The following is a 26,176-nucleotide window of genomic DNA, read 5'->3' on the forward strand; positions in this document are numbered from 1 at the left end:
CCTTCAAGGAGGCAGCATGAACACTTGGTCGCGCCGTGCGCTGTTGGCCGCCGGTTTTTCTCTTACCGTTACCAGCGCCGCGTTTGCCGCGCTGTCCGATGTCGACCCGGGGCCCTACACCTTCGCCACCGGTGGCTATCCGATGTGGTACAAGGACAGCCTCGACCAGTCCCTGGAGCTGTGCCAGTCCCGTGCCACCAGTACGCGAGCACCCGGCGCGCCAGGGGCACCCGCCTACATGTGTACCTTGTTGCCCGAGCCCGGCATCTATGACGATGCCCTGCCGTTGGTGTTCCCGGACAACTGGCCGCCAGAGATGTTCTGGTTCCTGGCTGAAACCGCCATTCCGCAGGTCGGCAACAGCGGCTACGAGCTGGAGGTCTATGTAGCCGGGGTGGAGGCAGCCTTCGCCGCTGAAAACCCGGTCGATGGTGACCAGCAGAGCTTCGCCCGCATCCGTATCCGTGCTTCGGTCCCAAGTACCGGTACCTACACCATCACCCACCCTTACGGGGTGGAGACGGTCAACGTCACCACGGCTGGGCGCCGGGCGATCAACATCACCCGGGACATAGGCATTGGTGCTCCTGGCAACTTCCGGGGAGCGCTGGCGGGGGCGATCGGCCCTTGGCTGAAGGGTGTTGGCGGGCCTTACACCGCGGTCAACCCCGATACCGGCGCCATCGAAACCTACATCGGCGACCCCAACATCACCGAGGCGGTGACCGGCAGCCCCTTCAATACCAACTTCGTGCGCATTCAAGGCCCCGCTGGCACCATCCAGACCAACACCTTCACTGTTTCAGGCAAGGTACTGGACCAACGGGCCCAGACCCCGGTCAGCCTGGAACGCGCCACCTACTCGCGCAATGCCACCGGCACCCGCACGGAAGTGTTCGCCAAGGCGCCCAGCGCAGCCAGCCTATGCATGCGCAATGGCATTGCCCTGGTCGGCACCCCGCCTTCGCCGTGCCAGTACACCCTCACCGCCGACAACAACGGGCTGTTCTTCCACCAGCAGTTCGGCCAGGAAGCACCGCCTGCAGTGGTGGTGGTCACCGCCAGCAACAGCGCCGGCGGCACTCAGCCGACCGCGCTGTCGAGCAAGCTCACCGACGTGGTCAAGGTCAGCACCGCACGCTACGACTGGGCCAACAAGCGCCTGCTGATCGAGGCCAGTTCCAGTGATGAGGTGGCAATCCCCGACCTGCTCGCCCAGGGCTACGGTCGCCTGTCCAAGGCAGGCACGCTGCAGAGCCTGACCGTCAACGACGTACCACAGCCGCCGGCCACCATCACGGTCAAGTCGGCACGTGGCGGCAGCGATGTCGAACCGGTGGTCGTGGTCGGCAACGCACCGGTCGAGGCGGCCAACCAGCCACCGCTGGCCCAGGCCGATATCGGCAGCACCAGCGTCGGTATCCCGATCACCCTCAACCTGCTGCAGAACGACAGCGACCCGGACGGCAACGTACCGCTGACCATCAGCGACCTGACCCAGCCCGGTACCGGCCTTGGCGGCGTGGTGATGAACGGCACCACCTCGGTCACTTACACCCCGCCAGCCGGGGCCACGCAACCCGTGGTGGCCACCTTCAGCTACCGGGCGGTGGACGCCAAGGGCCTGAAATCGGCACCGGCTACTGTCACCATCAACGTCGCGCCCAACCGGGCACCAACCGCCAACCCGGAAACCGTCGCCACCCTGGGCGTGCCATTGACCATCAACGTGCTGGCCAACGACACCGATCCGGAAGGCAACGTGCCGCTGACTGTCCCCGCTACCTCCCTCACCCAGCCGGCTACCGGTCGGGGCACAGTCAGCACCGACGGCACCACGGTGACCTACACCCCACCGGCCACGGTGACCACCGCCTTCACCACCACCTTCACCTACCAGGCTCGTGACTCGCTGGGGGCGCTGTCCAACCCCACCACCGTCACCGTCAACGTGTCGCCACGGCCCGCCGCCGAAACCTTCGCGGTCACGGCAGCCACGGTCACGGCACGCTCCAACAACCGTTACAACTGGGACCTCAGCGGTACCTCGTCGGTCACCACCGGCAACACCGTCACCGTGCGGGTTACCACCACTACCGGCGTGCAGACCCTTGGCACCGCCACGGTAGCGCTGACCGGCCGCTGGCGCCTGGCGGTGAGCAATAGCACCACGATCATCCCGACTGCGGCACCGACGGCGACGATCACCACCAGCCAGGGCACCACACGCACCGTCAACGTAACCGTGCAGTAAAGGCCGGAGGTTGCAATGAAACGCCTGTACCCCCTGCTGCTCGGCCTGGCCCTGGTGGGCCAGGCCTGCTGGGCCGACGACCTGCTGGACAATGCCGACCTCGCGCCCGGCAACGACCTCGGCGACCCGGTGATCATCCGCCTGCTGCCGGCCGGCGCCGGCCAGGCTGCGGTGATCGAGCAGCAAGGCGCGGGCAACCGCGCCGCACTCGACCAGAACGGCCAGGCCCTGCTGGGCCGCATCGTCCAGGCCGGTGGCGCGCAGGAAGCGTACATCTTGCAGGAAGGTAGTGACCTGATGGCCATCATCAGCCAACAGGGAAATGGCAACAGCGCGTCGATCCGCCAGAGCGGCAGCAGCAACAGCGCGGCCATCGAGCAGATCGGCAACGACAACAGCGCCAGCATCGTGCAGTCCGGCACTGGCCTCAACAGCTCCGTGACCCAGGCCGGCAATGGCCAGCACGTTCAGATCACCCAATACCGATAGCCCTGGAGGCACCCCCATGTACAAGCTCGCTCCGTTAAGTGCCGCTATCGTCCTGGCCCTTGCAGGTCAGGCCATGGCTGCTGACAGCACCTCGTCCCAGACCCAGGACGGCAAGGAAAACATCGCCGAAGTCAACCAGTCCCTGGCGCCATTCGCCTCGGCCACCCAGACCCAGACCGGCAAGGGCAACAACCACCTGGCGGTGCAATCCGAGAGCACCAGCGATATCCAGCAGAGCGCCAACGGCCAGTACAACGCCGGCTACGCCGACCAACTGTTCGAGAACGGCAGCCAGGTCACCCAGCACGCCAGCGGCAGCTACAACGATGCCTTCGTCAGCCAGTCGCTGGGCCTGGGCAACCAGTCGCTGCAAACCCAGCAAGGCGCCGAAAACACCTCGACCGTGTGGCAGGACAGCCAGGAAGGCAGCAAGGCCACCACCTGGCAATCCGGCCAGCGCAACGAAGCCTTCATCGAGCAGACCTTTGGTGGCAGCAACAACAGCAGCAGCATCAACCAGACCGGCCAGGACAACTACGCCGCCGCCGAGCACCTGAGCTACGTCGATGGCGATATCCAGGTCTACCAGGATGGCAAAGGCAACTGGGCGTATGGCGACCAGCGCGACGGCACCGGCGGCACCATCGGCATAGGCCAGTACGGTGGCGGCAACTCGGTGGAAGTGTGGCAGGACAACCAGACTGCCAGCCAGGCATCGGTAACCCAGTCCGGCCAGCTGAACGAAGGCTATATCGACCAGAGCTTCGGCATGAACAACAAGGTCAGCCTGTCGCAACAGGGCACGGCCAACGCCAGCTGGTCGGACCAGTTCGAGACCAACAACTCGACCACCACCATCACCCAGACCGGTAGCAACAACCTGCATTTCACCTACCAGAACGGTGAAAACCTCAACCTGACCATCAACACCAAGGGCAATGGCAACAGCGTCACTGCCAGCAACTGGAAAGGCGCCAAGATGGGCGGCCAGTTCGGTACCAACCAGAACGCCACCATCAACCAGAACGGCAATGGCAACGGCGCCAACCTGACCCAGAACGGTGACAACCAGCTGGCCACGCTGACCCAGAAAGGCACCGGCAACCAGATGGAGACCAAGCAGGACGACATGAACAACGAGCTGTACTTCGAACAGAACGGCACTGACAACATCCTGATCGCCGACCAGCGTGGCACCGAAAACTATGCCTACGGCAACAGCCAGGGCACCAGCAACGTCATCAACCTGGACCAGTCCGGCTACAGCAACCAGAGCTACACCAACCAGCTGTACGGTGGCGGCAACGAAGCCACCATCAAGCAGGTTGACAGTTACAACGTCGCCTACGTGACCCAGGGAGGCCAGGGCAACAAGGCGTACGTCGACCAGAGCGGTGTCACCCAGACCGCGACCATCAGCCAGCTGGGCAGCGCGAACGTGGCCACCGTGACCCAGCAATAGATCGCTCCCCCCTTGAACCGCGGTGCTCCTCTCCCTGGTGCCGCGGTTCCTTTTTATTCCTGTCAGTACTTCTTTTCTTGCCGACCTGTTCGCGGGCACGCCCGCTCCCACAGGTACTCCACTGCCGTCAAAGCCTGCGCCAACCCTGTGGGAGCGGGCATGCCCGCGAATAGGCCAAGCCTGCCAAGCGCAGTACAATGGTCCACACCCCAACCGATGCCTGCCCCATGATCCAGTCCGACCTCGACCTGTTCGGCCCCCAGCCGCAACGCCTGGCCAGCCACACCGTGCTGCTGCCCGGCTTCGCCCTGGCCGAGATCGAGCCTCTGCTCGATGCCCTGCGCCCGGTGCTGCGTGCCGCGCCGTTCCGGCACATGCACACCCCGGGCGGCCTGCGAATGGCGGTAGGGTTGACCAACTGCGGCTCGCTGGGTTGGGTCAGTGACGAACACGGCTACCGCTACAGCCCCTGCGACCCGCTCAGCGGCAAACCCTGGCCCGCCCTGCCCCCCGTGTTGCTCGAGCTGGCCAACCGCGCCGCGGCCATGGCCGGGTTCGACGGCTTCGTGCCGGATGCCTGCCTGGTCAACCATTACCTGCCGGGCACCCGCCTTAGCCTGCATCAGGACCGCGACGAGCAAGACTTCGGCCAACCGATCGTGTCGGTGTCGCTGGGCTTGCCGGCGGTGTTCCTGTTCGGTGGCCTGCAGCGCGCCGACAAGACCCAGCGCATCCCACTGAGCCATGGCGATGTGCTGGTCTGGGGTGGCGAGGACCGCTTGCGCTTTCACGGCGTGCTCCCGATCAAGCCCGGCGTGCATCCGCGCCTGGGTGAACGGCGGATAAACCTGACCTTGCGCAAGGCCGGTGGCTGAATCGGACCAACGGCCCGCCACCCGGCGCAAACAGGATGAACGCGCATGAAACACGTTGAACATCTTGGCCAGGCAAGCTTCAAACGATATGCCATGCCCTCTTCAGCCTGGAGCCCGCCATGCCCTGCCAGCCCTGTTCCCCGACCCCTCACAGCGGAGCCGCGCGCCCATGAAAATGCCCTGCCGCGCGCCCAATTCCTCACTGCAACTCGATTACGTACGCGACACCCTGTTCGGCCCGGTGGCACAAAGCGTGGAATGCCAGTGCCAACTCGCCGCCCTCAACCTGCAAGGCCGCCCGGGCCTGCGCCTGCACATCTGCCCGCCGCTGCCCGACAAGGTCGACCGTGCCCACAGCGTGGCCTTCGTCTGGGACGGGCGCAGCTACCACGGTGTGGTTCGCGACCAGGGCAAGTGCGGTGATGGCGGCCTCAACCTGCTGCTGGAACTGCTGTAAGACGATCAACGGCGATCAACCCGGCTGAACCCAGCGGGCGCGTCATGTCTCCATAGCAAAAGGGCCCATGCCTGCCGGAGAACGCGGAGAACGCCAATGAACAGTCCGTTGCTCAAGCTCTTCACTCACCCCGCCGACGCCTGGCTGGATATTCGCCGGGCCGAGGAAGACCACCCGCAGCAGTATCTGCCGCGCCTGCTGGCCCTGGCGTTGATCCCCGCGGTGTGCCTGTTCTTCGGCACCACCACCTTCGGCTGGAGCCTGGCGGCCGAGGAACGGGTGCGCCTGAGCATGGCCAGCGCTGCGCAACTGGCTGGCCTGCTCTATGCCACCACGGTCGTCGGGGTGATGTTGATGGGCACGATGATCCGCTGGATGTCGCGCGGTTTCGATGCGCAGCCCAGCCTCAACCAGTGCATCGGCTTTGCCGCCTACTGCGCCACGCCATGGTTCTTTGCCGGGGTGGTCGGCTTGCTGCCGATCCGCTGGCTGGCGCTGGCGGCGCTGCTGGCAGCCTCGGCCTACGCCAGTGTGTTGCTGTATGGCGGGTTGCAGACCTTCCTGCGCCTGAAGAAGGAACAGGCCATGCTGTTCGCGACCTGCGTGTGGGGGGTGGGGTTGCTGCTGCTGGTGACCATCCTGGTGGCGATGATCCTGTTCTGGTTCAACGGCCTGATGCCGGAATATGTGCGCCCGGCCAGCCTGGGCTGACCGGGGCGCGGCAGGCGCCTCAGGCAATCGCCTTGAGTGGCGCCGGGTGGCTGTCACGCAACGCGTGCAGCTGCCCCACCAGGTTGACCAGGTCGCGGCAACTGTTGAGGCTATGCAGGGGGACCCCGCTCAGGGTCACGCCCTCGTCGAGACTCTGGCCCTGACCCAGGCGGATGGTCAGGTTGGCGCCGTCCGTGCAGCTGACTTCGCAACGGTCGGGCAGGCAGGCCTGCTCGATCATCTGCCGCATTTCTAGCATCGAAACTCCTATCAACGACATGGTACGACCCTCTCTTTGGGATGGCCTGTTGTGTGAGTACGCCTTTGTCGGGCGAGGCGCCAATTGATATTGCGCATGCCGGAGCAGGCGTCCATGCGCCTGGGCAATGATCATGCGGGGAATCCTCTAGCACCTTAGTGGAAGATTGCCTGCGCAGTTCGAGTGTTCGAACGCGATGGCAGACTTAGCGACGAGCGGTGCCGGCAGGCCCCAGCGATGCCCACAGATGCTGCGCCGCGTAGGCTCGCCACGGTCGCCAGGCCAAAGCTCGTTGTGCCAGCTGGGCGTCGTCGCCTTCAAGCAGGCGCAACGCCTTGACCAGCGCCACGTCGCCCAGCGGCAAGGCATCGGCCGCGCCGGCCTGGCGCAACGCCAGGTAGTGCGCGCTCCAGGGGCCGATCCCCTTGAGCTGGCACAGGTTGCGCAGCAGTTCATCCAGCACCTGCCCGCGGCGTAGCAGCCCGGGCTCGGCCAGCAAGGCGCTGGCCAGCGTGCCCAGGGTGGCGGCGCGCGCCCGCGGCATGCCCATATCCTCGAACTGCGCAGCCGCCAATACCGGCAGCGCCGGAAACACGTGGCTCAGGCCCGGTGCGGGCCAGCGCAAGGGCACGCCGTGGCGTTGCACCAGGCGGCCGGCCAGGGTCATGGCCCCGGCCACACTGACCTGCTGGCCCAGCACAGTGCGCATGGCCTGCTCGCAGGCGTCCCAGCCTTGTGGCACGCGCAGGCCCGGGCGCTCCTGTAGCAGGCGGGCCATCAGCGGATCGCGGGACAGTTCGGCATTGATGCGCGCGGGGTCGGCATCAAGGTCGAAGACCCGCCTCAGCCTGGCGGTCAGGCCTGGTAGCGCGTGGGCCGGGACGCCTTCAAGGCGGACCCGCAGGTACTGGCCGCCCGAAGGTGTGGCGTGCAAGACGGCGTGGCGGCCGGCAATTACCAGGGTACGGCGGTAGGTGCCGTCGAGGCAGGTCTCGATGCCGGGGATGCAGCGGGCAGCGAGGAAGGCCAGGGTCGAGGGCCAGTGGTAAGGGGCGCGGTAGCGCAGCCACAAGGTGTGGTGGCCGGGGGTGGGCAATGATCGGCGCACGGCGTGCAAGGGGGTGAGCTTGGGCATGGGGTGATCATGCCAGTAATGCCAATGGTTTCAATCCGGACGTGGCTTTTGAGTGCTGGGGGCGCTTTGCGCCCCTATCGCGACACAAGGCCGCTCCTACAGGGGGTCGTGCTTCCCTGTAGGAGCGGCCTTGTGTCGCGATAGGGCTGCAACGCAGCCCCAGCTTTTTCAGGCAAGGATCAATGCGCTGCACCGCCCCGTGCATCCTGCATCTGCCCGAACCGCCCGGCATGGAAGTCGTCGAACGACTCGGCAATTTCTGCCTGGCTGTTCATCACGAACGGGCCATAGCCCACGATCGGCTCGTCGATCGGTTCACCGCTGAGCAGCAGCAGGCTGGCACCTTCCAGCGCTTCGACGGCAACATCCTCACCGCCGCGGTCAAGCAGCACCAGGCTGGATGGGCCGGCTTCGCGCTCGCCGTTGATCCGCACATTGCCACGCAACACTACCAGCGCCGCATTGCGGCCGGCGGCAACCGGCAGCTGCAAGGTTGCACCGGCATTCAGGCGCATGTCCCAGACATCCATGGCGGTAAAGGTTCGCGCCGGCCCTGAATGCCCACGATATTCACCTGCAATCACCCGCAGGCTGCCGCCCTCGCCGTCCAGCGCCACCACCGGGATGTCCTTGGCCAGCAGCGTCTGGTAGCCAGCCGCTGCGCGCTTGTCCCGTGCCGGCAGGTTGACCCACAGCTGTACCATCTCCAGCGTACCGCCATCGCGGGCGAAGCCTGGGGAATGGAACTCTTCATGGATGATGCCGTTGGCAGCAGTCATCCACTGCACGTCATCGGGGCCGATCAAGCCGCCAGCGCCGGTAGAGTCGCGGTGCTCCAGCTCGCCCTGGTAAACGATGGTCACGGTCTCGAAGCCGCGGTGCGGGTGCTGGCCAACGCCGCGCCGCGCACTGGTCGGGGTGAAGTCATGAGGGCCGGCATAGTCCAGCAGCAGGAACGGGCTGATCTTGCTGGCCAGGTTGTCGTAGGTGAACAGGCTGCGCACCGGGAAACCATCACCTACCCAGTGGGCGTGGGGGCTGCGGTGAATACCCAGAATCGTTTTCATGAGAAGGCTCCTCTCTTGGTTGAGATAACCTTATCAATGATGCCAATCAGGCGGTAGCAGGCTTGTTTGGCATTCATCGTTCCACTCATGGAACAGTCAGCCTTGCAAGAAACCGAGCACTTGTTCTGCAGCAATGACCGGGTCTTCCTGCATGAAGCAGTGCCCACCTGCAACTTGCCTGGCGGTCACCTGAGGGTTGAGCGCCGCCAGGCGGCTCACCGAATGGGGCACGAAGGGGTAGGTGTGCTCGCCGTACAGCACCCGCGTGGGCGTGCGGATCGCCGTCAGGCTTGCCCACATGCGCTTGGGGAAGGAACTGAAGATTTCCACTTCGCGGCTGGGCCGGCACTTGAGCACCACCGCTTCGCCACAGTCGCCGATGGCATGCTCGACGTAGGCCCGCAGCGCCGCATCGGTCCACCCCTTGAAGATACCCCGCCCATGCAGCGAAGCCAGGGCTGCCTCGCGGTCGGGCCAGTGGCTGCGGCGGCTGGCGGCCTTGCGCGCCAAGGCGTGACGCTGATGCAAGCCGACCAGGGCCGCCACCCCCATAACACCCAGCATGCGCCGGCTGAACAGTACCGGGTCAAGCAGCACGGCACGCGTGAACAGTTGCGGTTCACTGGCCAGGATCAGGCCGGTGAGCACGCCACCGAAGCTGTGCCCGACGGCAAAGCGCGGTACGTCGCCATACTCGCCCCGCCCGGCTGCGAAAGCCTCCACCGCCAGCGCAGCGGTGCGGTTCCAGCCACGAAACACCCCGCCATGGTCGCTGTCACCATGGCCCTGGACATCGCTGAGCCACAGGTCGAAATGTTCGCCCAGGCGCATCAGCAATGGCTGGTAGGCAAGGCAGCAGAAGCCGTTGCCGTGCAGAAAATGCAGCAGCGGCTTGCCACTGGCCGGGGTTCGCCAGCCACGCAGGGTGAAGCCTTCAGCGCATTCGTGGGACCAGGGGATCAACTGCATCGGCTTGCTGTACTCGCGGGGTCAGGAAAACGCCGATTCTACAAACAGCAGCGGGTACAGTGAAATCACCAGCAACAAGGCCATCAGGACATTGAACAGCATCAGCCAGCGCGGGTTCTGCAACAGGTTGCGCAGGGCGCTGCCGAACATCACCCATACCCCCACGCTGGGCAGGTTGACCAGGGCAAACAAGGCGGCAATGACAATGACGTTGGTCACATAGCCTTGCGCCGGCGTGTAGGTGGTGATTGCACCGACTGCCATCACCCAGGCCTTGGGATTGACCCACTGGAACGCCGCCGCTCCCCAGAAGCCCAGCGGTTTGCGGGCACTGGACGAGGCTGTGCCGACCGGCCCGGAGGTGGCGATCTTCCAGGCGAGGTAAAGCAGGTAGGCGGCACCGGTGTAGCGCAGTACCGTGTACAGCGGCGGCCAGGCCTTGAACACCTCGCCCAGGCCCAGGCCAACGGCCAGCACCATTACCATGAAACCGATGCTGATCCCCATGGCGTGCGGGATGGAGCGGCGCACACCGAAGTTGACGCCCGAGGCCAGCAGCATGGTGTTGTTGGGGCCAGGGGTGATGGAGGACACGAAGGCAAACAGCACGAAGGCGGTGAGCAGGTCGGCAGAGGCAAGCATGGCAGGCATTCCACTTTCTTTATGGGTGCTGTCACACTAACGGAGTCGCCCTCCTCTGCGACCGATACAGTTTCACTAAATTGTGTAGATACACATCGCTGTACCGCTACCACCAGACCAAGGAAGCCGTCACCATGAGCCTTACCATTCGCCCTGCCGTTCGCGCCGATGCTGAGCAGATCCTGGCCTTCATCACCGAACTGGCCGAGTACGAACGCGCTCGCCACGAGGTGATCGCGAGCGTTGCCGATATCGAGCGCAGCCTTTTTGGCGAGGGCAGCACCGTGCACAGCCTGATTTGCGAGCGCGATGGCCGGGCAATCGGCTTTGCCGTGTATTTCTACAGCTACTCGACCTGGCTCGGGCGCAACGGCATCTACCTGGAAGACCTGTACATAACGCCCGAGCAGCGCGGCGACGGTGCCGGGCGGCAATTGCTGCAGCATATTGCCCGCGAAGCGGTGGCGAATGATTGCGGGCGGCTGGAATGGAGCGTACTGGACTGGAACGAGCCGGCTATCGGCTTCTACCAGAAGCTCGGGGCTGAAGCGCAGGATGAGTGGGTGCGCTACCGGCTGGATGGGGACAAGCTGGCGGCGTTTGCCCGGGGCTGACCGGGAGCGCTTCGCGGGCAAGCCCTAATGCCAGTCAGTTAAGCAAATTGGGGCCGCTTTGCGGCCCTTCGCGGGCTTGCCCGCTCCCACAGGAACCGCGTATTTTCTGAGCCTCGCGCTTAACCTGTGGGAGCGGGCAAGCCCGCGAAGGGCTGCAAAGCAGCCCCAATCAAGCCGGCAAACGTTACTGACAGGCATTACGGCAAGCCCGCTCTCTTTGCACATAACTCAGCCGCTCCCACAGATTACCCGCAGCGCCCGCAAACTCGATTCTGGCAATTGACGGCAGCCCCGCCCCATGGTCTCCTTATGCCTCGCGTTCAGGTGCCCCCGATGGGGGTGAAACGGGAAACCGGTGCGTCACAGGCCCTCCAGCAGGGCCGGACAAGGCCGGTGCTGCCCCCGCAACGGTAAGCGAGCGAAGCGTCTGTACCACTGTGCCCGGTCACCCGGCATGGGAAGGTGACGCCTTCCAGGAGCCTGGCTCCTCCTCGCAAGCCCGGAGACCGGCCTGGCGTTCATGAACACCCCGCGGTGGGCGGGCGCTGTTGCATTCCCCTGGGCTGCCACGCTCGGGGCTGCCGCGCTTGCCCGTTGCCCACAAAAAGCAGAGGAACGCGTCATGCCCGTCACCAGCGCCAAGCAACACAGCATCACCACCCCCGTCACCCTCAGCCAGCGTGTCGTCATCGCCGTCGGCGCCAGCCTGCTGGGCCTGTGCCTGGTGTATTTCGCCGGCTTCTCGCACATCGAGGCCGTGCACAACGCCGCCCACGACACCCGCCACAGCGCCGCCTTCCCCTGCCACTGAGTACGCCCGATGATCACACGCATTGCCCGTACCGCGGGCTTCAGCGGGTTGCTGGCGGCCTTGCTGCTGACCTTGCTGCAAAGCTTCTGGGTCGCCCCGCTGATCCTCGAGGCAGAAACCTACGAATCCTCGGCCCCGGTCGCCCAGCACGAGCATGCCGGCGAAGTGGCGGCCCATGAACACAGCGCCGAAGCCTGGTCACCGGAAGACGGCTGGCAGCGGGTGCTGTCCACCACTGGCGGCAACCTGGTGGTCGCGGTCGGCTTCGCCCTGATCCTCACCGCGCTGTACAGCCTGCGCGAACCCAAGCGTGCCGGCACCGGCGCACTGTGGGGGCTGGCCGGCTTCGCCGTGTTCTGCCTGGCCCCGACCCTGGGCCTGCCGCCGGAACTGCCAGGTACTGCAGCCGCCGACCTGGGGCAACGCCAGGCCTGGTGGATCGGCACCGCCAGCGCCACCGCGCTGGGCCTTGCCCTGCTGGTGTTCGCCCGCCACTGGTTGCTGAAGGCGCTGGGCGTCATGCTGCTGGTCATTCCCCATGTGATCGGTGCGCCGCAACCCGAGGTGCACGAGAGCCTGGCCCCCGCCGCACTGGAAACCCAGTTCAAAGTGGCCTCCTGGCTGACCAACGCCGCCTTCTGGCTGGCCCTGGGCCTGCTCAGCGCCTGGCTGTTCCGGCGCTCCAGCCAGGCCTGATGCCTGCCTTCTACGCCGGCTTCGGCTGCCGCCGGGGTTGCCCGGCGGATACGCTGGAAACCTTGCTACGCCAGGCCCTGGCCAACCAGGGCCTGGCGTTGGCCGACCTGCACGGTATCGCCAGCATCAACCTGAAGGCCGACGAACCCGGCTTGCAGCAACTGGCCGAACGCCTCGGCGTGCCCTTGGTGTTGTACGATACCGCGCAATTGCAACCCTACGAACTCCAGCTCAGCCACCGCTCCGCCGCTGCCCATGCCCACTGCGGCTGCTGGGGCGTGGCGGAGAGCGCGGCTTTGGCGCTGGCCAGCGAGCGGCTCGGCACGGCCAGGTTGCTGCTGACGCGCCAGGTACTGGGCCCGGCTACCCTCGCCCTGGCCTGTTGAACGTTTCCCCTCTTTCCTGCAAGGACTTTCCATGACGGTCTACTTCATCGGCGCCGGCCCCGGCGACCCGGAACTGATCACAATCAAGGGCCAACGGCTGATCCGCCAGTGCCCGGTGATCATCTATGCCGGTTCGCTGGTGCCGGCCGCCGTGCTCGAGGGCCACCAGGCCGAGACCGTGATCAATAGCGCCGAACTGCACCTGGAGCAGATCATTGCCGCCATGCGCAGTGCGCATGAGCAAGGCCTGGATGTGGCCCGGGTACACAGTGGCGACCCCAGCCTGTACGGCGCCATCGGCGAGCAGATCCGCCATCTGCAGGCGCTGGGCATCGATTACCAGATCATCCCCGGGGTCACCGCCACGGCGGCCAGCGCCGCCCTGCTCGGCTGCGAACTGACCCTGCCCCAGGTAGCGCAGACCGTTATCCTTACCCGCTATGGCGACAGTTCGCCGATGCCGCCCGGCGAGCAACTTGGCGACCTGGCGCGCCATGGCAGCACCCTGGCGATCCACCTGGGGGTCAAGCACCTGTCGCGTATCGTCGAAGAACTGCTGCCGCACTACGGCGCGCACTGCCCGGTGGCGGTGGTGCATCGCGCCACCTGGCCGGATCAGGACTGGGTGCGCGGCACCCTCGGCGATATCGTCGAACGCGTCGCGGCCAAGGGCTTCCGGCGCACGGCGCTGATCCTGGTCGGCCATGTGCTGGGCGACACACCGTTTGCCGAATCGGCCTTGTACCGCGCCGGGCACGCCCACCTCTATCGCCCTGGCGACTGAGCATTGCCAGGTTCGCCACGGGCGTAGCAGACTCCGGTTTCCCGCCTGCAAACAGGAGTCATGCCCATGCTGGACCTACGCCCAAACTGCGAGTGCTGCGATACCGACCTGCCCGGTGACAGCCCTGATGCGCTGATCTGCTCCTTCGAATGCACCTTCTGCCGCACCTGCGCCGAAACCCGTTTCCAGGGCCGCTGCCCGAACTGCACCGGCCAGTTGGTGGCACGCCCGACACGCGTCGGCCAGGCGCTGGCCAACAACCCTGCCTCGACCCAGCGCGTGAGCAAAGTACACTCCGCCTGCGCGTGATCTACTTCAAAACATTCAAAAAAACAGACATCGCCGCTTTGTCAGGGTGATGTCTTTCCCACGTTTTGTAGGACTTTTCAACAACTAGCCCGGGGACTTTCAACACTTCTATACTCGGCATTACCAAATTCCGGGAATGGTCGTATCGTGCAGCGCTTCCGATAACCCTACTTGCAGACGTATTCCTGAGTGATCCAGGAAGCGGACCACATCCTGACAGGAGTTTTCTTCATGACTACCGTGCTGATCGTCGACGACCACCCCATAGTGCGACTGTCCTTGAAAATGTTGCTCGAACGCGAGCGCTTCCAGGTCGTCGGCGAAGTCGGCGATGGCAGTGAAGTCACGCAGGAGGTCCGCAGACTGCGCCCGAACGTGGTCATCCTCGATATCGGACTTCCGGGCCTGGACGGCATGGAAGTCATCAAGCGCCTCCAAAGCCTGGAACCGGCCCCCAAGATCATGGTACTCACCGGCCAGGCCACCGACCTGTATGTACGGCGCTGCCTGGATGCCGGCATCGGAGCCTTCGTCACCAAGGACGAGGACCACGAGGCCTTGCTGTTCGCCCTGAAGGCCTTGGTCAAAGGCTACTCGACCTTCCCGCAGATGTCGGTCAACAGCAACTCGCTGGAAAGCGAGCCGGTGCGCCTGGCGAGCCTGTCCAACCGGGAAATGGAAGTGCTCAGGCGCCTGTCACGCGGCGAGAACAACAAGAATATCGGCACCTGCATGAACCTCAGTGCCAAGACCATCAGCACCTACCGGGGCCGCATCATGGAAAAGCTCAAGACCGAATCGCTGGTTGAGATGGTCGACCTGGCCAAGCGCAACAGCGTCTATTGAGCGCTCGGTGGCAATGAAGCGCCTGCTGGCAAGCGCCCTTCTGGTCATCGGCCTGGCCAATTCCGGCGCGCTGCTGGCCAACAGCGAACCCCGCCAGTTGCTGGCACGCTCGGTCAGCGCCGCCGCCCCGCTGGCGCTGTCCAGCGAAGAGCGGCAATGGCTCCAGCAACGCCAGCACCTGGTGCTTGGCAGTTCGCGGCCCGACTACCCACCGCTGGAAATCAATGTCAGCCAGCGCGACTATGAAGGCCTCAGCGCCGATTACGCAGGCATCATCGCTGAACAGCTGGGTACCACCATCGAAGTACGACGCTACGACAGCCGCCACGAAGCCATCGCTGCGCTACGCGACGGCCGTATCGACCTGCTGGGCAGCTCCAACGCCTTCGAGGCAGCGGATGCAGAGCTCAGCCTCAGTGCGAGCTACGCCGACGACCTGCCGGTCATCGTCACCCGCGAGGGGCACAGCCTGAAGAACACCCCCGACCTCGCCGGCCTGCGCCTGGCCATGGTCGATCATTACCTGCCGGCCAGCAGCGTCCGTAGCCTGTACCCCAAGGCGCAACTGAGCCTGTATCGCTCGACGCTGGCCGGGCTGGCCGCCGTCGAACTGGGCGAAGCCGACGCCTACCTGGGCGATGCCATCAGTACCGACTTCGCGATTGGCAAGAGTTACCAGGGCACACTGAAGATCGACCACTTCTGCCAGGTTGCCCCCGGGGCGTTTGCCTTTGCCCTGGCCAGTGACAACCCGCGCCTGCAACAGTTGGTCGACAAGGCGCTGGCGCGCATCAGCGAAAGCGAACGCCTGAACATCCTGCGTCGCTGGAGCAGTGGCAACACCAGCCTGTTGCTACAACGCCACCTCACCGCCCTGACCGCCGAAGAAGAAGCCTGGATCGCTGCCAACCCCAGCATCAGCGTGCTGGTCAACACGTCGCTGGCACCACTGACCTTCAACGACGCCCAGCACCGCCCCAGTGGCATTACCCTCGACCTGCTCAAGCAGATCTCGCTGCGCACGGGGCTGCATTTCAAGCCGGTCGAAAGCCCGTCGGCGCAGGCAATGGTCGAACGTCTGGCGCGCGGCGATGCACAGATGATCGGCGCATTGGGCTATAGCGCAGACCGTTCGAAACAACTGCGCTATACCCGCCCCTATCTGGTCAGCCCGCGGGTGCTGGTCACCCGCAGCGACAATGCATTACCGGCGCAGGCCATGGCGCTGGATGGCCAGCGCATCGCCCTGGTGCGCGGCTCGCCGCAACGGGCCGTGCTGCAACAACGCTACCCGCAGGCCAGGATGGTCGAAGTGGACAACCCGCTAGGCCTGATGGAAGCCGTGGCCAACGGTGCCGCCGACGTCGCCTTGAGCAGCCATATCAATGCCGCCTACTACATCAGCCATGTATTCAAGGACCGCCTGCGCATTGCCAGCGTGCTCGACGACGACCCGGCCATCGCCGCCTTCGCCGTGGCCGCCGACCAGCCGCAGCTGCAGGCAATCCTCGACAAGGCGTTGCTGAGCATTCCACCCGAAGAGCTGGACCAGTTGATCAACCGCTGGCGCACCACCACCCTGGTCAGTGACAGCCCTTGGCGCGACTACCGCACCCTGGCCTTGCAGGTGCTGGTGCTGTCGGCCTTGCTGCTGGCCGGGGTGGTGTTCTGGAACAGCTACCTGCGCAAGCTGATCAACCAGCGCACCGAGGCCCAGCATGCCCTGCAAGCGCAGCTGGCGCTCAGCCGCGGCCTGCTCGAGCAACTGCGCCAGGCCAAGGACGACGCCGAACAGGCCAGCCAGACCAAAAGCACCTTCCTGGCCACCATGAGCCATGAAATCCGTACCCCGATGAATGCCGTGATCGGCCTGCTGGAGCTGGCCCTGGAAGACAGCCGCGGCGGCCGTTGCGACACCCAGACCTTGCAGACCGCCCACGATTCGGCCATCGGCCTGCTTGAGCTGATTGGCGATATTCTCGACATTTCCCGCATCGAATCCGGGCACATCACCCTGCAGCCGGTGCCCACCAACCTGGTCGAACTGGTACGCGCCACCGTACGGGTGTTCGAAGGCAATGCACGGGCCAAAGGCCTGCACTTGCACAGCGAGCTGCCCGCTGCGCCGGTCTGGGTACTGGCTGACCCGCTGCGCCTCAAACAGGTCTTGTCCAACCTGATCAGCAACGCCATCAAGTTCACCGACCGCGGCGAAGTCCAGGCCAGCCTGCTGCTCTCGCCCGCCGACAATGACAGCCTGGCAGTGGAACTGAATGTGCGAGACACCGGTATCGGCATCGGCCCAGCCGACCAGGCCCGGCTGTTCAATGCCTTCGTCCAGGCCGATGGCCCCCGGGCGCGCCAGGGTGCCGGCCTGGGGCTGGTCATCAGCCGCACCCTGGCCGAGTTGATGGGCGGCACCTTGAGCCTGCAGAGCGTCGAAGGCGTAGGTACCAAGGTGCAGGTCTGCGTGCGGCTGCCCGCGTGCGCAGCACCGGTACAGGTCGAACAGCACGCCCCGGAGCTGGAAAGCAGCAGCGGCCCGCTGAACATACTGGTGGTCGACGACTACCCCGCCAACCTGCTGCTGCTGGAGCGGCAGCTGCATACCCTGGGGCATCGGGTCACGCTGGCGGAGAACGGGGAAATCGCACTGGCACGCTGGCAGGCAGCGCGCTTCGACCTGGTGATCACCGACTGCAGCATGCCGGTCATGGACGGCCACGAACTGACCCGCCGCATCCGCAGCCTCGAGGGCGAACGCGGCCTGGCGGCATGCCGCATTCTCGGCGTCACCGCCAACGCCCAGGCCGAGGAGCGTGCCCGCTGCCTGGCCAGCGGCATGGACGAATGCCTGTTCAAACCCATTGGCCTGCGTACGCTCAAGGCCCACCTGCCCCACGCTCACCCCCGGCAACAGCCGCCAGCGCGGCGCGCCAGCGGGTTCAACCTTGGCGAACTGCGGCACCTGACCCAGGACGACGAACAACTGACGCGGAATTTGCTGGAACAGCTGGCGCAAAGCGTCAGCGAAGACCTTGCGACCTTGCGCGCACTGGCAGCAGATGCCCCCGGCGAGGCTGTGCGCGCACTGGCTCACCGGATCAAGGGCGGGGCGAAGATGCTCAAGGTACGCACGCTGGTCCACGATTGCGAAGCCATCGAACAGGCCCAAGGCCAAGGCCTGCCGACGACTGACCTGCGCCTGCAATTGCAAGCCAGCCTGGAGACCCTGCTGGACGAGCTGGGCGATGCACTCAATGCAATTGCAGCGTCGAACTGATCTGGCTAATGGCGTTTACCACGTGCCGTGAACCCTGCTGGATTTCCATGATCACCGTGCCGGCCTCATTGGCCAGCGCCACGCCATGATCGGTGCGTTTCAGGCTCGACTGCATGCTGGCCACGGCCAACAGCGACAGGTCATGGTTCTGCCGCACCACATCGACGATTTCCAGGGTGGCCTTGCTGGTTCGCGCCGCCAGGCTGCGCACCTCGTCGGCCACCACGGCAAAACCGCGCCCGTGCTCGCCGGCGCGGGCCGCCTCGATGGCCGCGTTCAAAGCCAGCAGGTTGGTCTGGTCGGCAATGCCACGGATGGTCAGCACGATCTGCCCGATCACATCCGACTGCTTGCTCACCGCATCGATGCTGCGGGCCGCGTCGTTGAGTTCATGGGAAATCTGCTCGATCACCTGTACCGCCTGCTGTACCACCTCGGTGCCCTTGCGCGCGCAGGCATCGGTCTGCACCGAACTGGCATGGGCAGCATCGGCGGCGCTTTGCTGGGTGCTGACCTGGCGGGTGATGTCGCTGGCGAACTTCACCACCTTGTACAAGCGGCCCTTGCTGTCGAAAATCGGGTTGTAGGACGCCTCCAGGTAGACCGTCCGGCCATGTTTGTCGACGCGCTCGAAACGGTGCGAATGGTATTCGCCGCGGTTGAGCGAAGCCCAGAACTCGCGGTACTCGGCCGATTCGCGCTCATGCGCCAGGCAGAAAAGCCCGTGATGGCGGCCGACCACCTCGTCCAGGCGATAGCCCATGGTGTCGAGGAAGTTCTGGTTGGCCTTGATCACCCGGCCTTGCGGGGTGAATTCGATCACCGCCATGGAGCGGCTGATGGCCTTGAGCAGGCTTTCGCTCTCGTGCTCCTCCATCACCCGCTGGCTGATGTCGGATGCCACCTTGATCACGCTGGTGACCTGGCGCTGCTCGTCCAGTACCGGCATGTAGCTGGCTTCCAGCCAGACTTCGCGTCCGGCCTTGTCGATGCGCTCGAAGGTACCGCTGATGGCCTTGCCCTGCCCCAGTTCACGCCACAATTGTTGGTATTCGGCGCTTTTCGCGTAGCCAGGGTCGCAGAACAGCCGGTGGTGCTTGCCGCGCAACTCCTCGGCGCTGTAGCCCATGGCCTGGCAGAAGCGCTCATTGGCATCGAGGATCGTGCCGTCGGGGGTGAACTCGATCATTGCCATGGAGCGGCTGATCGCCGCCAGCTTGGCCTGCAAGCTGGCCAAGGCCTCATGACTGCGCTGGATCTCGACCAGATCGGACTTGCGGTGGAAATCGAACATGACGCCGGGCTCCTGTATGCGCGGTGTCCTGAGCATAGATCGCCGTTAGCGCCATGCAAGCACAGTGCTATCACCTTGTAATTAATGCATTCATAGTACGGAGCGCGCTTCTTGACCAGGATGGGCAAGCGTCCGGGCTCAGGAACTCTCCCGCACCATCAACTCGAAGCCCAGGTCCTGCTGCGCATTCGGCACCCGCTTGCCATCGAGCAACGCCAGCAACGCCTGCGCAGCACCGCGCCCCACGGCGGCCCGAGGCGTGCGAATCGAGGTCAGCCGCGGCACCATGTGCGCCGAAGCCGGCAGGTCGTTGAAACCGACCATCGCCACCTGCCGCGGCACCTCCACCCCTTGGCGCAATGCCTGCAGCACCGCGCCCTGGGCCAGGTCGTCGTTGCAGAAGAAGATACCGTCGACATCCGGCGCCTGCTGCAGCAACTGGCTGAACAACGCGCTGCCCAAAGCAATGGAAGAAGGCTCCGGCGCCAGCACTTCCAGCTCGGCCGCCTGCAAGCCGGCCTCGGCCAACGCCTGGCGAAACCCTTCGGCACGCTGCATCACCCGCGGGTCGAGCTGCGCGGCAATGAACGCCAGGCGCTTGCGCCCGCGCTCGATCAGGTGGCGGGCCGCGGCGCGCCCGGCCTGCTGCTGCGAGAAGCCGACCGACAACGCCCCTGCCTCGCCATTCAGTTCCATCATGTGCACACAGGGCACGCCACTGGCTGCCAGCATCTGCCGCGATGCCTCGCTGCGCTCGAAACCGGTCAGCAGCATGCCGCAGGGCTGGTAGGCCAGGTAATTGCGGATCAGGTTCTCTTCTTCGGCAAGATCGTAGTGATAGTTGCCGATCAGCACCTCGAGCCCGCGCGGGCGCATGACCTCATGAATGGCTTCCAGCGTATCGATGAACAGCTGGTTGGACAGCGACGGGATCAACACCACCACCGACTGGCTGCGCGCCGACGCCAAGGCACGGGCCGCCGGGTTGGCCACGTAGCCAAGGCTCGCTGCGGCAGCAACGACCTTTTCCACCAGCTCCGGCGCAACCGTGCTGACCCCACGCAGGGCGCGCGAGGCGGTAATCGGGGAAACCCCGGAAAGCCTGGCAACTTCTGCCAGGGTGGGACGACCTGTGGTGCGGGAGCCGGTGCGGGACATGGATGTTGTAATTTTACTACTTGCAAGGAAAGGGAACGGCCACTAAGGTAGCGCTGTCTCAGGACGCAGGCAATGTAATCTTTGGTAGCAACCACCGCGCGCTCGCCGCCAAGCGTCCATACTGCGTAAGGACAAGATCAATAACACCGGGGAGGTTGCTGTTCGTCGACGACGAGACAGCGCTATCTCACCCGCAGGAGGTACTGATGAATTCTCCCCTGTCCGCCATCGTGGTGATGGGCGTGGCCGGTTGCGGCAAAAGCTGCATCGGCGCTGCCATCGCCGCCCGAAGCGGCGGCCGCCTGATCGAAGGCGACGCTTTCCACCCTGCCGAAAACATCCGCAAGATGAGCGCTGGCATCCCCCTGGACGACAGCGACCGTGCCGGCTGGCTGGTGCGTCTTGGTCAGGAGCTGCAAGCCACGACCCAGGCCGGGGAACGTCCGATCCTGACCTGTTCGGCCCTCAAGCGCCGCTATCGCGACTCCCTGCGCGATGCCATGCCCGGGCTGGTGTTCGTGTTCCTCGAACTGTCACCCGCCGAGGCGGAAAAACGCGTGCTGGCCCGCCCCGGGCATTTCATGCCGGCGAGCCTCATCGACAGCCAGTTCGCTGCCCTCGAGGCGCCACACGGCGAACCCCTGACCCTGGCACTTGACGCCACTCAGCCCATCGAAGCGCTTGCCGAAGCGGTGGACAGCTGGCTAAAGGGCCGCGGTGAGCCGGGCCTGGCACAAACCGCCTGACCGTGGCGGCTTTCCCGGCCCACCCAAGACAGCGCTACCCTGCCCCATAAGCGCAAGCAAAGTTACAAAAAAGCTACGCCAAAACAACGATAAGACCGAGGCCTTCAAACCATGTTCGGACTGGCTACTGATACCTTCCTGCTGCTCGACGCGCTGGTTACCATCGTCGGGCTGATCCTGCTGATCACCCACTTCAAAGTCCACCCTTTCGTCGCCCTGACCATCGCGGCCGGCTTCCTTGGCCTGACCTCCGGCATGCCGGTGGCCAAGGTCATGAAATCGTTCCAGGACGGTTTTGGCGGCGTGCTGGGCTTCGTCGGCATCGTGCTTGCCCTGGGCACCATGCTTGGCAAGCTGATGGCCGACTCCGGGGGGGCCGACCAGATCGCGCAAACCCTCATCCGTGCCTTCGGCAAGAAGAACGTGCACTGGGCGATGATGTTCGCCGCCTTCCTGGTGGGCATCCCGCTGTTCTTCGAAATTGGCTTCGTGCTGCTGATTCCGCTGGTGTTCATCGTCGCCCGGCGCTCCGGCGTGTCGCTGATCAAGATCGGCATTCCACTGCTGGCCGGCCTGTCGGTAGTGCACGGCCTGGTGCCCCCGCACCCGGGCCCGCTGCTGGCGATCGGCATCTTCCATGCCGACATCGGCAAGACCATCTTCTATGGCCTGATCGTGGCGCTGCCTACCGCCATCATCGCCGGCCCGCTGTTCGGTAACTTCATTTCCCGCTACATCCCGGGCACCCCGTCCCAGGAGCTGATGGACCAGATCGCCAAGGAGTCCGACCAGGGCAACCTGCCAAGCTTCACCATCACCCTGGTCACGGTGCTGCTGCCGGTGGTGCTGATGCTGCTGAAGACCTTCGCCGACGTGGTGCTGCCAGCCGAGCACATCGTGCGCCAGTGGATGGACCTGATCGGCCACCCCATCACCGCCCTGCTCGCTGCCCTGCTGCTGGCCTTCTACACCTTCGGCTCGGCCCGTGGCTTCAACCGCCAGCAGATCATGAAGATGCTCGACCAGAGCCTGGCACCGACCGCGGCGATCGTGCTGATCGTGGGTGCCGGCGGCGGCTTCAAGCAGATGCTGGTAGACACCGGCGTGGGCAACGTGATCGGGCAGATGGCCGTGCAGGCGGAGATTTCGCCGATCATGCTGGCCTGGCTGGTAGCGGCGGTAATCCGCATTGCCACCGGTTCCGCGACGGTCGCCACCATCACCGGCGCGGGCATCGTCGCACCGGTGATCGACCTGGTGCCTGGGGTCAACCGTGAGCTGCTGGTGCTGGCCACCGGCGCCGGCTCGCTGATCCTGTCCCATGTCAACGACGCCGGTTTCTGGCTGGTGAAGCAGTACTTCAACATGACCGTGGCGGAAACCTTCAAGACCTGGAGCATGATGGAGACCATCCTTTCGATCGTCGGCATCATCTTCATCATGTTGCTGTCGCTGGTGGTGTAACCGTTGATCGGGGTAATGGCACCTTGAAGCTTCGGGTAGGGCCGAACGGAAGTATCAGCCCTACCAGAAGCAAAGGAGCCTGCCATGCCCCGCTCAAGCATCCTGCTGATTGCCCTGCTCGCCGCGCCATTGGCCATCGCTGCCGGCACCGGCCCCACCTACCCCGACGACCCGCACAACCCGGCGCCCAAGCCGGGCGCGGACAGCACCCTCAACCCGATCGAAAAGCCCATGCCGCGGGACACCGACCCACGCATAAAAGGCAACGACCCGGACAGCCCGCCCGCTGAACAGAATGACAACCGGGATTTGCCGGGTATGGATGGCAGTGGCTCGGAAGGTACCGGGCGGCAGGGAGCAGCCGATAATCAGCGTTGATCAATGCCCTCAAATTCTAACAATCCCTGTAGGAGCGGCCTTGTGTCGCGAAAGGGCTGCAAAGCAGCCCCAGCAATTTCAACTGTTGCGCATCAATCCCGGGGCCGCGTTGCGGCCCTTTCGCGACACAAGGCCGCTCCTACAAATGCCCCTCCCACAAGGGGGCCCTCACCACTGGCGCTTGTCCGGCCTGGTCAGCCCCAGTTTCTCGATCCGGTAACGCAGCATGTCCCGCGACAACCCGAGCATGCGCGCCGACTTGGTCACGTTCCAGTCCGTGCGGTCCAGGGTCTTGCACACCAGGTCGCGCTCCATGTCCGGCAGGCTGGTGCCGGGCTCGGGTTCGTGCCGGGGCATTTCGAACACCGCAGGCGCCGCCTGTTGCACCAGCGGCTCGTCGATCAGGGTCATGCACAGGTTGAGCTGATGCGCCTGCACCACCTCGTTCGGTGCCAGCAGCACGGTCTGCTCCAGCATGTTGCGCAGTTCGCGCACATTGCCTGGCCAGCTGTAACCAAGCATCAGGTTTTCCGCCTCGGCGGAAAAACGCAGGTTCGGCTTGCCATAACGCCGGCCATGATGGGCCAGGAAATGCCGCGCCAGCAGCAGCACGTCCTGCCCGCGGGCATACAGGCGCGGTACCTTCAGGGCGATGATGCGCAGGCGGAAGAACAGGTCGCGGCGGAACTTGCCCTGCTGCACCATCTGCTCCAGGTTGCAGTTGGTAGCGCTGATCACCCGCAGGTCGACCTTGCGCTCCTTCACCGCGCCGATCCGGCGGATACTGCGGTCTTCCAGCAACTTGAGCAGCTTGGCCTGCAGCACCAGGTCCATCTCGCCAATCTCGTCGAGGAACAAGGTGCCGCCATCGGCAGCCTCCACCAGGCCCACCCGGCGCTCCTTGGCATCGGTAAAGGCGCCCTTCTCGTGGCCGAACAGCTCGGCCTCCAGCAGGTTGGCCGGGATCGAGGCACAGTTGAACTCGATGAACGGCCCCTTGCTGCGCGAACCATCGAAATGCAGGGCGCGGGCCACCAGCTCCTTGCCGGTACCGGTCTCGCCTTCGATCAGCACCGGTGGCAAGTCGTCGCTGGCCATGCGCCGCTCGGCATCCAGCACCTGGCGCAGGGTGTGCTTGAGGGTGAGCATCGTCGGTGATTCGCCGATCAACGCCTGCAACCCGGACTTCTGCGCCTCGCGCTCCTGGTAGAACGACAACGTGCGCTCCATGCGCTCGGCAGCCAGTGCCTTGTCCAGGGTCAGCTTGAGCTCGGCCAGCACCACCGGCTTGGTCAGGTAATGGAAGGCGCCCTCCTTCATTGCCTGCACGGCATCTTCGACATTGCCGTAGCCGGTCATCATGATCACTTTCAGGTCCGGCACCTGCGCCACCAAGGTACGCAGCAGGTCGTGCCCGCTCATGCCCGGCAGCGAGTTGTCGGTCAGCACCGCATCGGGCTGGCCCCGTTTGATCTGCTCCAGCGCCAGTTCCGCGCTGTGGCACACGGTGACCTCGAAGCCCTTGAGGCTGAGGTAGGTGCGAATATTGTCGGCGAGAATTTCATCATCCTCGACTACCAGGATGCTGTGCTCCATGGTCCCCTCCCGCTGCGATATTGAATGTGAGGCTGACGCGGGTTCCTTCCTCTTCGCGGCTGCTCAGGCTGACCGAGCCGCCAAAACGTTCCATGATGCGTTTGACCAGGGCCAGGCCTACGCCGAGGCCGCCCTGCTTGGTGGTGTAGAACGGCTTGAACACCATCCGTTCCTGCTGTTGGCTCATGCCCTTGCCGGTATCGCTGAGGACGAACTCGGCACGCTGCCCATCCTGCACATTGACCTGGGCACGCAGCATGCCGCCTTCGGGCATGGCTTCCAGGGCATTGGAGAACAGGGTGTTGAGAATTTGCGTGAGTTGTAGCGGCTGGCTGGCCACCCATTGTGCCGCGGGGCCTTCGTAGCAGAAGCGCACGCCGTTGCGTTCGATCTGCTGGGCGAAGGCCAGGTGGGTGTCCTCGATGGCCGTCACCAGGTCCACGGCCTCGGCGTCGTCACTGGTCGGGCGCAGCGACACCAGCAAGTCACGCACCCAGCGCGACATGCGGTCGACCTGGCTGATGATGTCGGTGATGTTCTTCTGCGCCGCGGGGTTGGCGATTTCCTGGGCCAGTTCGGCGCTGGAGCGAATGTTCGCCAGCGGGTTGCGCAAGCTATGCGCCACCGCCGAGGACATCTCGCCCAGGGCCACATAGGTTTCACTGGCCACCAGCCGATCCTGCTGCAGGTGCAGCAGCTGCGCCGCGCGGCGCACGATCCAGAACAGGCCGAAGTAGACCAGCGCCCCGCCCACCAGGGTCGAGGCCCAGATCAGCACGTAGCCGCGCTGGATGCGCCGCACCAGGTCTTGCGGCTCCTTGTAGATCTCCACCATCGCCAGCACCTGCTCGCCCTGGCTGTCGAACAGCGGGATGTAGTTCTCGATGAACAGGTAGCGCGGCTCACGCTGGAACTTCTGCTCTTCGCGGTCATCGTCGGCCTGGTGGTAGCTGGCCGACACCGCCTTGCGCGAGCGGAAGGCGCGGTCGAGGTCACCATCGGCCTCGATGCGCTTGCCGATCAGCTCCCGGTTGGTCGACCAGACGATGGTGCGGTCGCGTGCATAGACATTGGCCAGCAAGGTGTCCGGCAGGTGCTCGACATGGTCGAGGAACTCGACCCGGGTAGATTCAGCCAGGTCCGGGGTGAACTGCAGGTGCTGCTGGTCCAGGCGCGGGTCAAGCAACTCGCCCATGGTGGTGCCCGGCGGCAACTGCGAATGGCGCACTTCGGCCTGGGCCATGGCCTGGATGAACTGGGCGGTGAGCATGGCATCGCGCTCGACGCTGTCGCGCACCACGAAACGCGTCGACACATAACCCAGCCCGCCTGCCACCGAGGCGATGATCAGCAGGCTGATGACCGAGAACCAGCGCAGCAGGTTGAATTCGCGCAATGGCACGGCCACACCGCTGGCGGTAGTACTGGCCTTGTCTGGCACTTCATTATCCAGCATCTGCATCGCGTGCTTCCCGCGCAGGGCGTCCGTTC

The 26,176-nt window shown here is 64.8% G+C and carries 26 protein-coding genes, 1 pseudogene and 1 riboswitch; of the genes and pseudogenes, 17 read left to right on the forward strand and 10 right to left on the reverse strand.

All coding sequences use genetic code 11. From position 1 onward, the window contains the following. Positions 1-16: 16 nt before the first annotated feature. The 6 genes from CAG46_RS11240 (at position 17) to CAG46_RS11265 (ending at position 6,248) form a co-directional block, all read left to right on the forward strand. A complete protein-coding gene (locus CAG46_RS11240) occupies positions 17-2,254 on the forward strand; it encodes an Ig-like domain-containing protein (protein ID WP_085615530.1) in 2,238 nt (745 codons plus the stop codon). 15 nt (positions 2,255-2,269) lie between these two features. Beyond that, a complete protein-coding gene (locus CAG46_RS11245; protein ID WP_025339292.1) occupies positions 2,270-2,743 on the forward strand; it encodes a curlin in 474 nt (157 codons plus the stop codon). A 16-nt stretch (positions 2,744-2,759) separates the two neighbouring features. Further along, complete coding sequence (locus CAG46_RS11250) at positions 2,760-4,205, forward strand: curlin (RefSeq protein WP_085615528.1); 1,446 nt, start codon at positions 2,760-2,762, stop codon at positions 4,203-4,205. Positions 4,206-4,432: 227 nt separating this feature from the next. Continuing rightward, complete coding sequence (gene alkB, locus CAG46_RS11255) at positions 4,433-5,080, forward strand: DNA oxidative demethylase AlkB (protein WP_085615833.1); 648 nt, start codon at positions 4,433-4,435, stop codon at positions 5,078-5,080. Positions 5,081-5,249: 169 nt separating this feature from the next. Beyond that, the gene (locus CAG46_RS11260; RefSeq protein ID WP_075045331.1) at positions 5,250-5,537 is read left to right on the forward strand and encodes a hypothetical protein; all 288 of its coding nucleotides are present in this window, start codon (positions 5,250-5,252) and stop codon (positions 5,535-5,537) included. Positions 5,538-5,633: 96 nt separating this feature from the next. Beyond that, a complete protein-coding gene (locus tag CAG46_RS11265; protein ID WP_085615526.1) occupies positions 5,634-6,248 on the forward strand; it encodes a Yip1 family protein in 615 nt (204 codons plus the stop codon). Between the two features lie 19 nt (positions 6,249-6,267). On the opposite strand, the gene CAG46_RS11270 is transcribed toward CAG46_RS11265, so the two are convergent. The 5 genes from CAG46_RS11270 to CAG46_RS11290 all read right to left on the reverse strand — a co-directional run bounded on the left by CAG46_RS11270 (position 6,268) and on the right by CAG46_RS11290 (position 10,329). Next, complete coding sequence (locus CAG46_RS11270) at positions 6,268-6,528, reverse strand: DUF1652 domain-containing protein (RefSeq protein WP_025339297.1); 261 nt, start codon at positions 6,526-6,528, stop codon at positions 6,268-6,270. Positions 6,529-6,712: 184 nt separating this feature from the next. Next, a complete protein-coding gene (locus CAG46_RS11275; RefSeq protein WP_085615524.1) occupies positions 6,713-7,642 on the reverse strand; it encodes a DNA-3-methyladenine glycosylase in 930 nt (309 codons plus the stop codon). A gap of 179 nt (positions 7,643-7,821) precedes the next feature. After that, the gene (locus CAG46_RS11280; protein WP_085615522.1) at positions 7,822-8,709 is read right to left on the reverse strand and encodes a pirin family protein; all 888 of its coding nucleotides are present in this window, start codon (positions 8,707-8,709) and stop codon (positions 7,822-7,824) included. A gap of 96 nt (positions 8,710-8,805) precedes the next feature. After that, a complete protein-coding gene (locus tag CAG46_RS11285) occupies positions 8,806-9,678 on the reverse strand; it encodes an alpha/beta fold hydrolase (RefSeq protein ID WP_085615520.1) in 873 nt (290 codons plus the stop codon). 21 nt (positions 9,679-9,699) lie between these two features. Continuing rightward, positions 9,700-10,329, reverse strand: coding sequence for a LysE family translocator (locus tag CAG46_RS11290; RefSeq protein ID WP_170978850.1), 630 nt, complete (start codon positions 10,327-10,329; stop codon positions 9,700-9,702). 125 nt (positions 10,330-10,454) lie between these two features. On the opposite strand from CAG46_RS11290, the gene CAG46_RS11295 reads away from it, so the two are divergent. The 8 genes from CAG46_RS11295 to CAG46_RS11330 all read left to right on the forward strand — a co-directional run bounded on the left by CAG46_RS11295 (position 10,455) and on the right by CAG46_RS11330 (position 18,049). Beyond that, positions 10,455-10,934: a GNAT family N-acetyltransferase gene (locus CAG46_RS11295; RefSeq protein WP_085615518.1), complete on the forward strand. Its 480-nt coding sequence runs from the start codon at positions 10,455-10,457 to the stop codon at positions 10,932-10,934. A 305-nt stretch (positions 10,935-11,239) separates the two neighbouring features. Further along, positions 11,240-11,464: riboswitch (cobalamin riboswitch) on the forward strand. Between the two features lie 92 nt (positions 11,465-11,556). Next, positions 11,557-11,745, forward strand: coding sequence for a CbtB domain-containing protein (locus CAG46_RS11300; protein WP_025339304.1), 189 nt, complete (start codon positions 11,557-11,559; stop codon positions 11,743-11,745). Positions 11,746-11,754: 9 nt separating this feature from the next. Next, positions 11,755-12,441, forward strand: a complete 687-nt coding sequence (locus tag CAG46_RS11305) for a CbtA family protein (RefSeq protein ID WP_085615516.1) — start codon at positions 11,755-11,757, stop codon at positions 12,439-12,441. Further along, positions 12,441-12,827 (forward strand): cobalamin biosynthesis protein, encoded by a 387-nt coding sequence (locus tag CAG46_RS11310; protein WP_085615514.1) that lies wholly within the window; start codon positions 12,441-12,443, stop codon positions 12,825-12,827. The genes CAG46_RS11305 and CAG46_RS11310 overlap by 1 nt, the downstream gene beginning before the upstream one ends. Positions 12,828-12,858: 31 nt before the next feature. Further along, positions 12,859-13,611 carry a precorrin-4 C(11)-methyltransferase gene (gene cobM, locus CAG46_RS11315; protein WP_085615512.1) on the forward strand — a complete coding sequence of 251 codons (753 nt, stop codon included), beginning with the start codon at positions 12,859-12,861 and terminating at the stop codon, positions 13,609-13,611. A gap of 66 nt (positions 13,612-13,677) precedes the next feature. Next, the gene (locus CAG46_RS11320; RefSeq protein WP_085615510.1) at positions 13,678-13,920 is read left to right on the forward strand and encodes a DUF1272 domain-containing protein; all 243 of its coding nucleotides are present in this window, start codon (positions 13,678-13,680) and stop codon (positions 13,918-13,920) included. A 231-nt stretch (positions 13,921-14,151) separates the two neighbouring features. Continuing rightward, positions 14,152-14,766: a response regulator transcription factor gene (locus tag CAG46_RS11325; protein ID WP_085615508.1), complete on the forward strand. Its 615-nt coding sequence runs from the start codon at positions 14,152-14,154 to the stop codon at positions 14,764-14,766. Positions 14,767-14,779: 13 nt separating this feature from the next. After that, entirely contained in the window at positions 14,780-18,049 is a 3,270-nt protein-coding gene (locus tag CAG46_RS11330; RefSeq protein WP_085615506.1) for a transporter substrate-binding domain-containing protein, read from the forward strand. Here CAG46_RS11330 and CAG46_RS29310 read toward each other — a convergent pair. The 3 genes and pseudogenes from CAG46_RS29310 to CAG46_RS11340 all read right to left on the reverse strand — a co-directional run bounded on the left by CAG46_RS29310 (position 18,024) and on the right by CAG46_RS11340 (position 20,501). Then, positions 18,024-18,518, reverse strand: a complete 495-nt coding sequence (locus tag CAG46_RS29310) for a methyl-accepting chemotaxis protein (RefSeq protein ID WP_256575079.1) — start codon at positions 18,516-18,518, stop codon at positions 18,024-18,026. The two genes, CAG46_RS11330 and CAG46_RS29310, sit on opposite strands and share 26 nt — an antisense overlap. Positions 18,519-18,560: 42 nt before the next feature. Further along, positions 18,561-19,379: pseudogene (locus CAG46_RS29315) on the reverse strand (PAS domain-containing protein); the annotation flags it as partial. A gap of 102 nt (positions 19,380-19,481) precedes the next feature. After that, the gene (locus CAG46_RS11340) at positions 19,482-20,501 is read right to left on the reverse strand and encodes a LacI family DNA-binding transcriptional regulator (RefSeq protein ID WP_025339312.1); all 1,020 of its coding nucleotides are present in this window, start codon (positions 20,499-20,501) and stop codon (positions 19,482-19,484) included. A gap of 206 nt (positions 20,502-20,707) precedes the next feature. Here CAG46_RS11340 and CAG46_RS11345 point away from each other — a divergent pair, with 206 nt between their 5' ends. From CAG46_RS11345 to CAG46_RS11355, 3 genes are all read left to right on the forward strand, one after another. Continuing rightward, the gene (locus CAG46_RS11345) at positions 20,708-21,247 is read left to right on the forward strand and encodes a gluconokinase (protein ID WP_025339313.1); all 540 of its coding nucleotides are present in this window, start codon (positions 20,708-20,710) and stop codon (positions 21,245-21,247) included. Between the two features lie 111 nt (positions 21,248-21,358). Then, positions 21,359-22,711 carry a GntP family permease gene (locus CAG46_RS11350; protein WP_015270532.1) on the forward strand — a complete coding sequence of 451 codons (1,353 nt, stop codon included), beginning with the start codon at positions 21,359-21,361 and terminating at the stop codon, positions 22,709-22,711. A gap of 84 nt (positions 22,712-22,795) precedes the next feature. Then, entirely contained in the window at positions 22,796-23,089 is a 294-nt protein-coding gene (locus CAG46_RS11355) for a hypothetical protein (RefSeq protein WP_013972806.1), read from the forward strand. Positions 23,090-23,257: 168 nt separating this feature from the next. Here the strand turns inward: CAG46_RS11355 and CAG46_RS11360 are convergent, their stop codons facing one another. Next, on the reverse strand, positions 23,258-24,685 hold the full coding sequence (locus CAG46_RS11360) for a sigma-54 dependent transcriptional regulator (RefSeq protein ID WP_025339314.1): 1,428 nt from the start codon (positions 24,683-24,685) through the stop codon (positions 23,258-23,260). After that, the gene (locus CAG46_RS11365; RefSeq protein ID WP_085615502.1) at positions 24,654-26,147 is read right to left on the reverse strand and encodes a HAMP domain-containing sensor histidine kinase; all 1,494 of its coding nucleotides are present in this window, start codon (positions 26,145-26,147) and stop codon (positions 24,654-24,656) included. The genes CAG46_RS11360 and CAG46_RS11365 overlap by 32 nt, the downstream gene beginning before the upstream one ends. Positions 26,148-26,176: the final 29 nt, after the last annotated feature.

Origin of the sequence: Pseudomonas sp. B23(2017), assembly GCF_002113725.1 — a bacterium.
GTDB lineage: Bacteria > Pseudomonadota > Gammaproteobacteria > Pseudomonadales > Pseudomonadaceae > Aquipseudomonas > Aquipseudomonas putida_Z.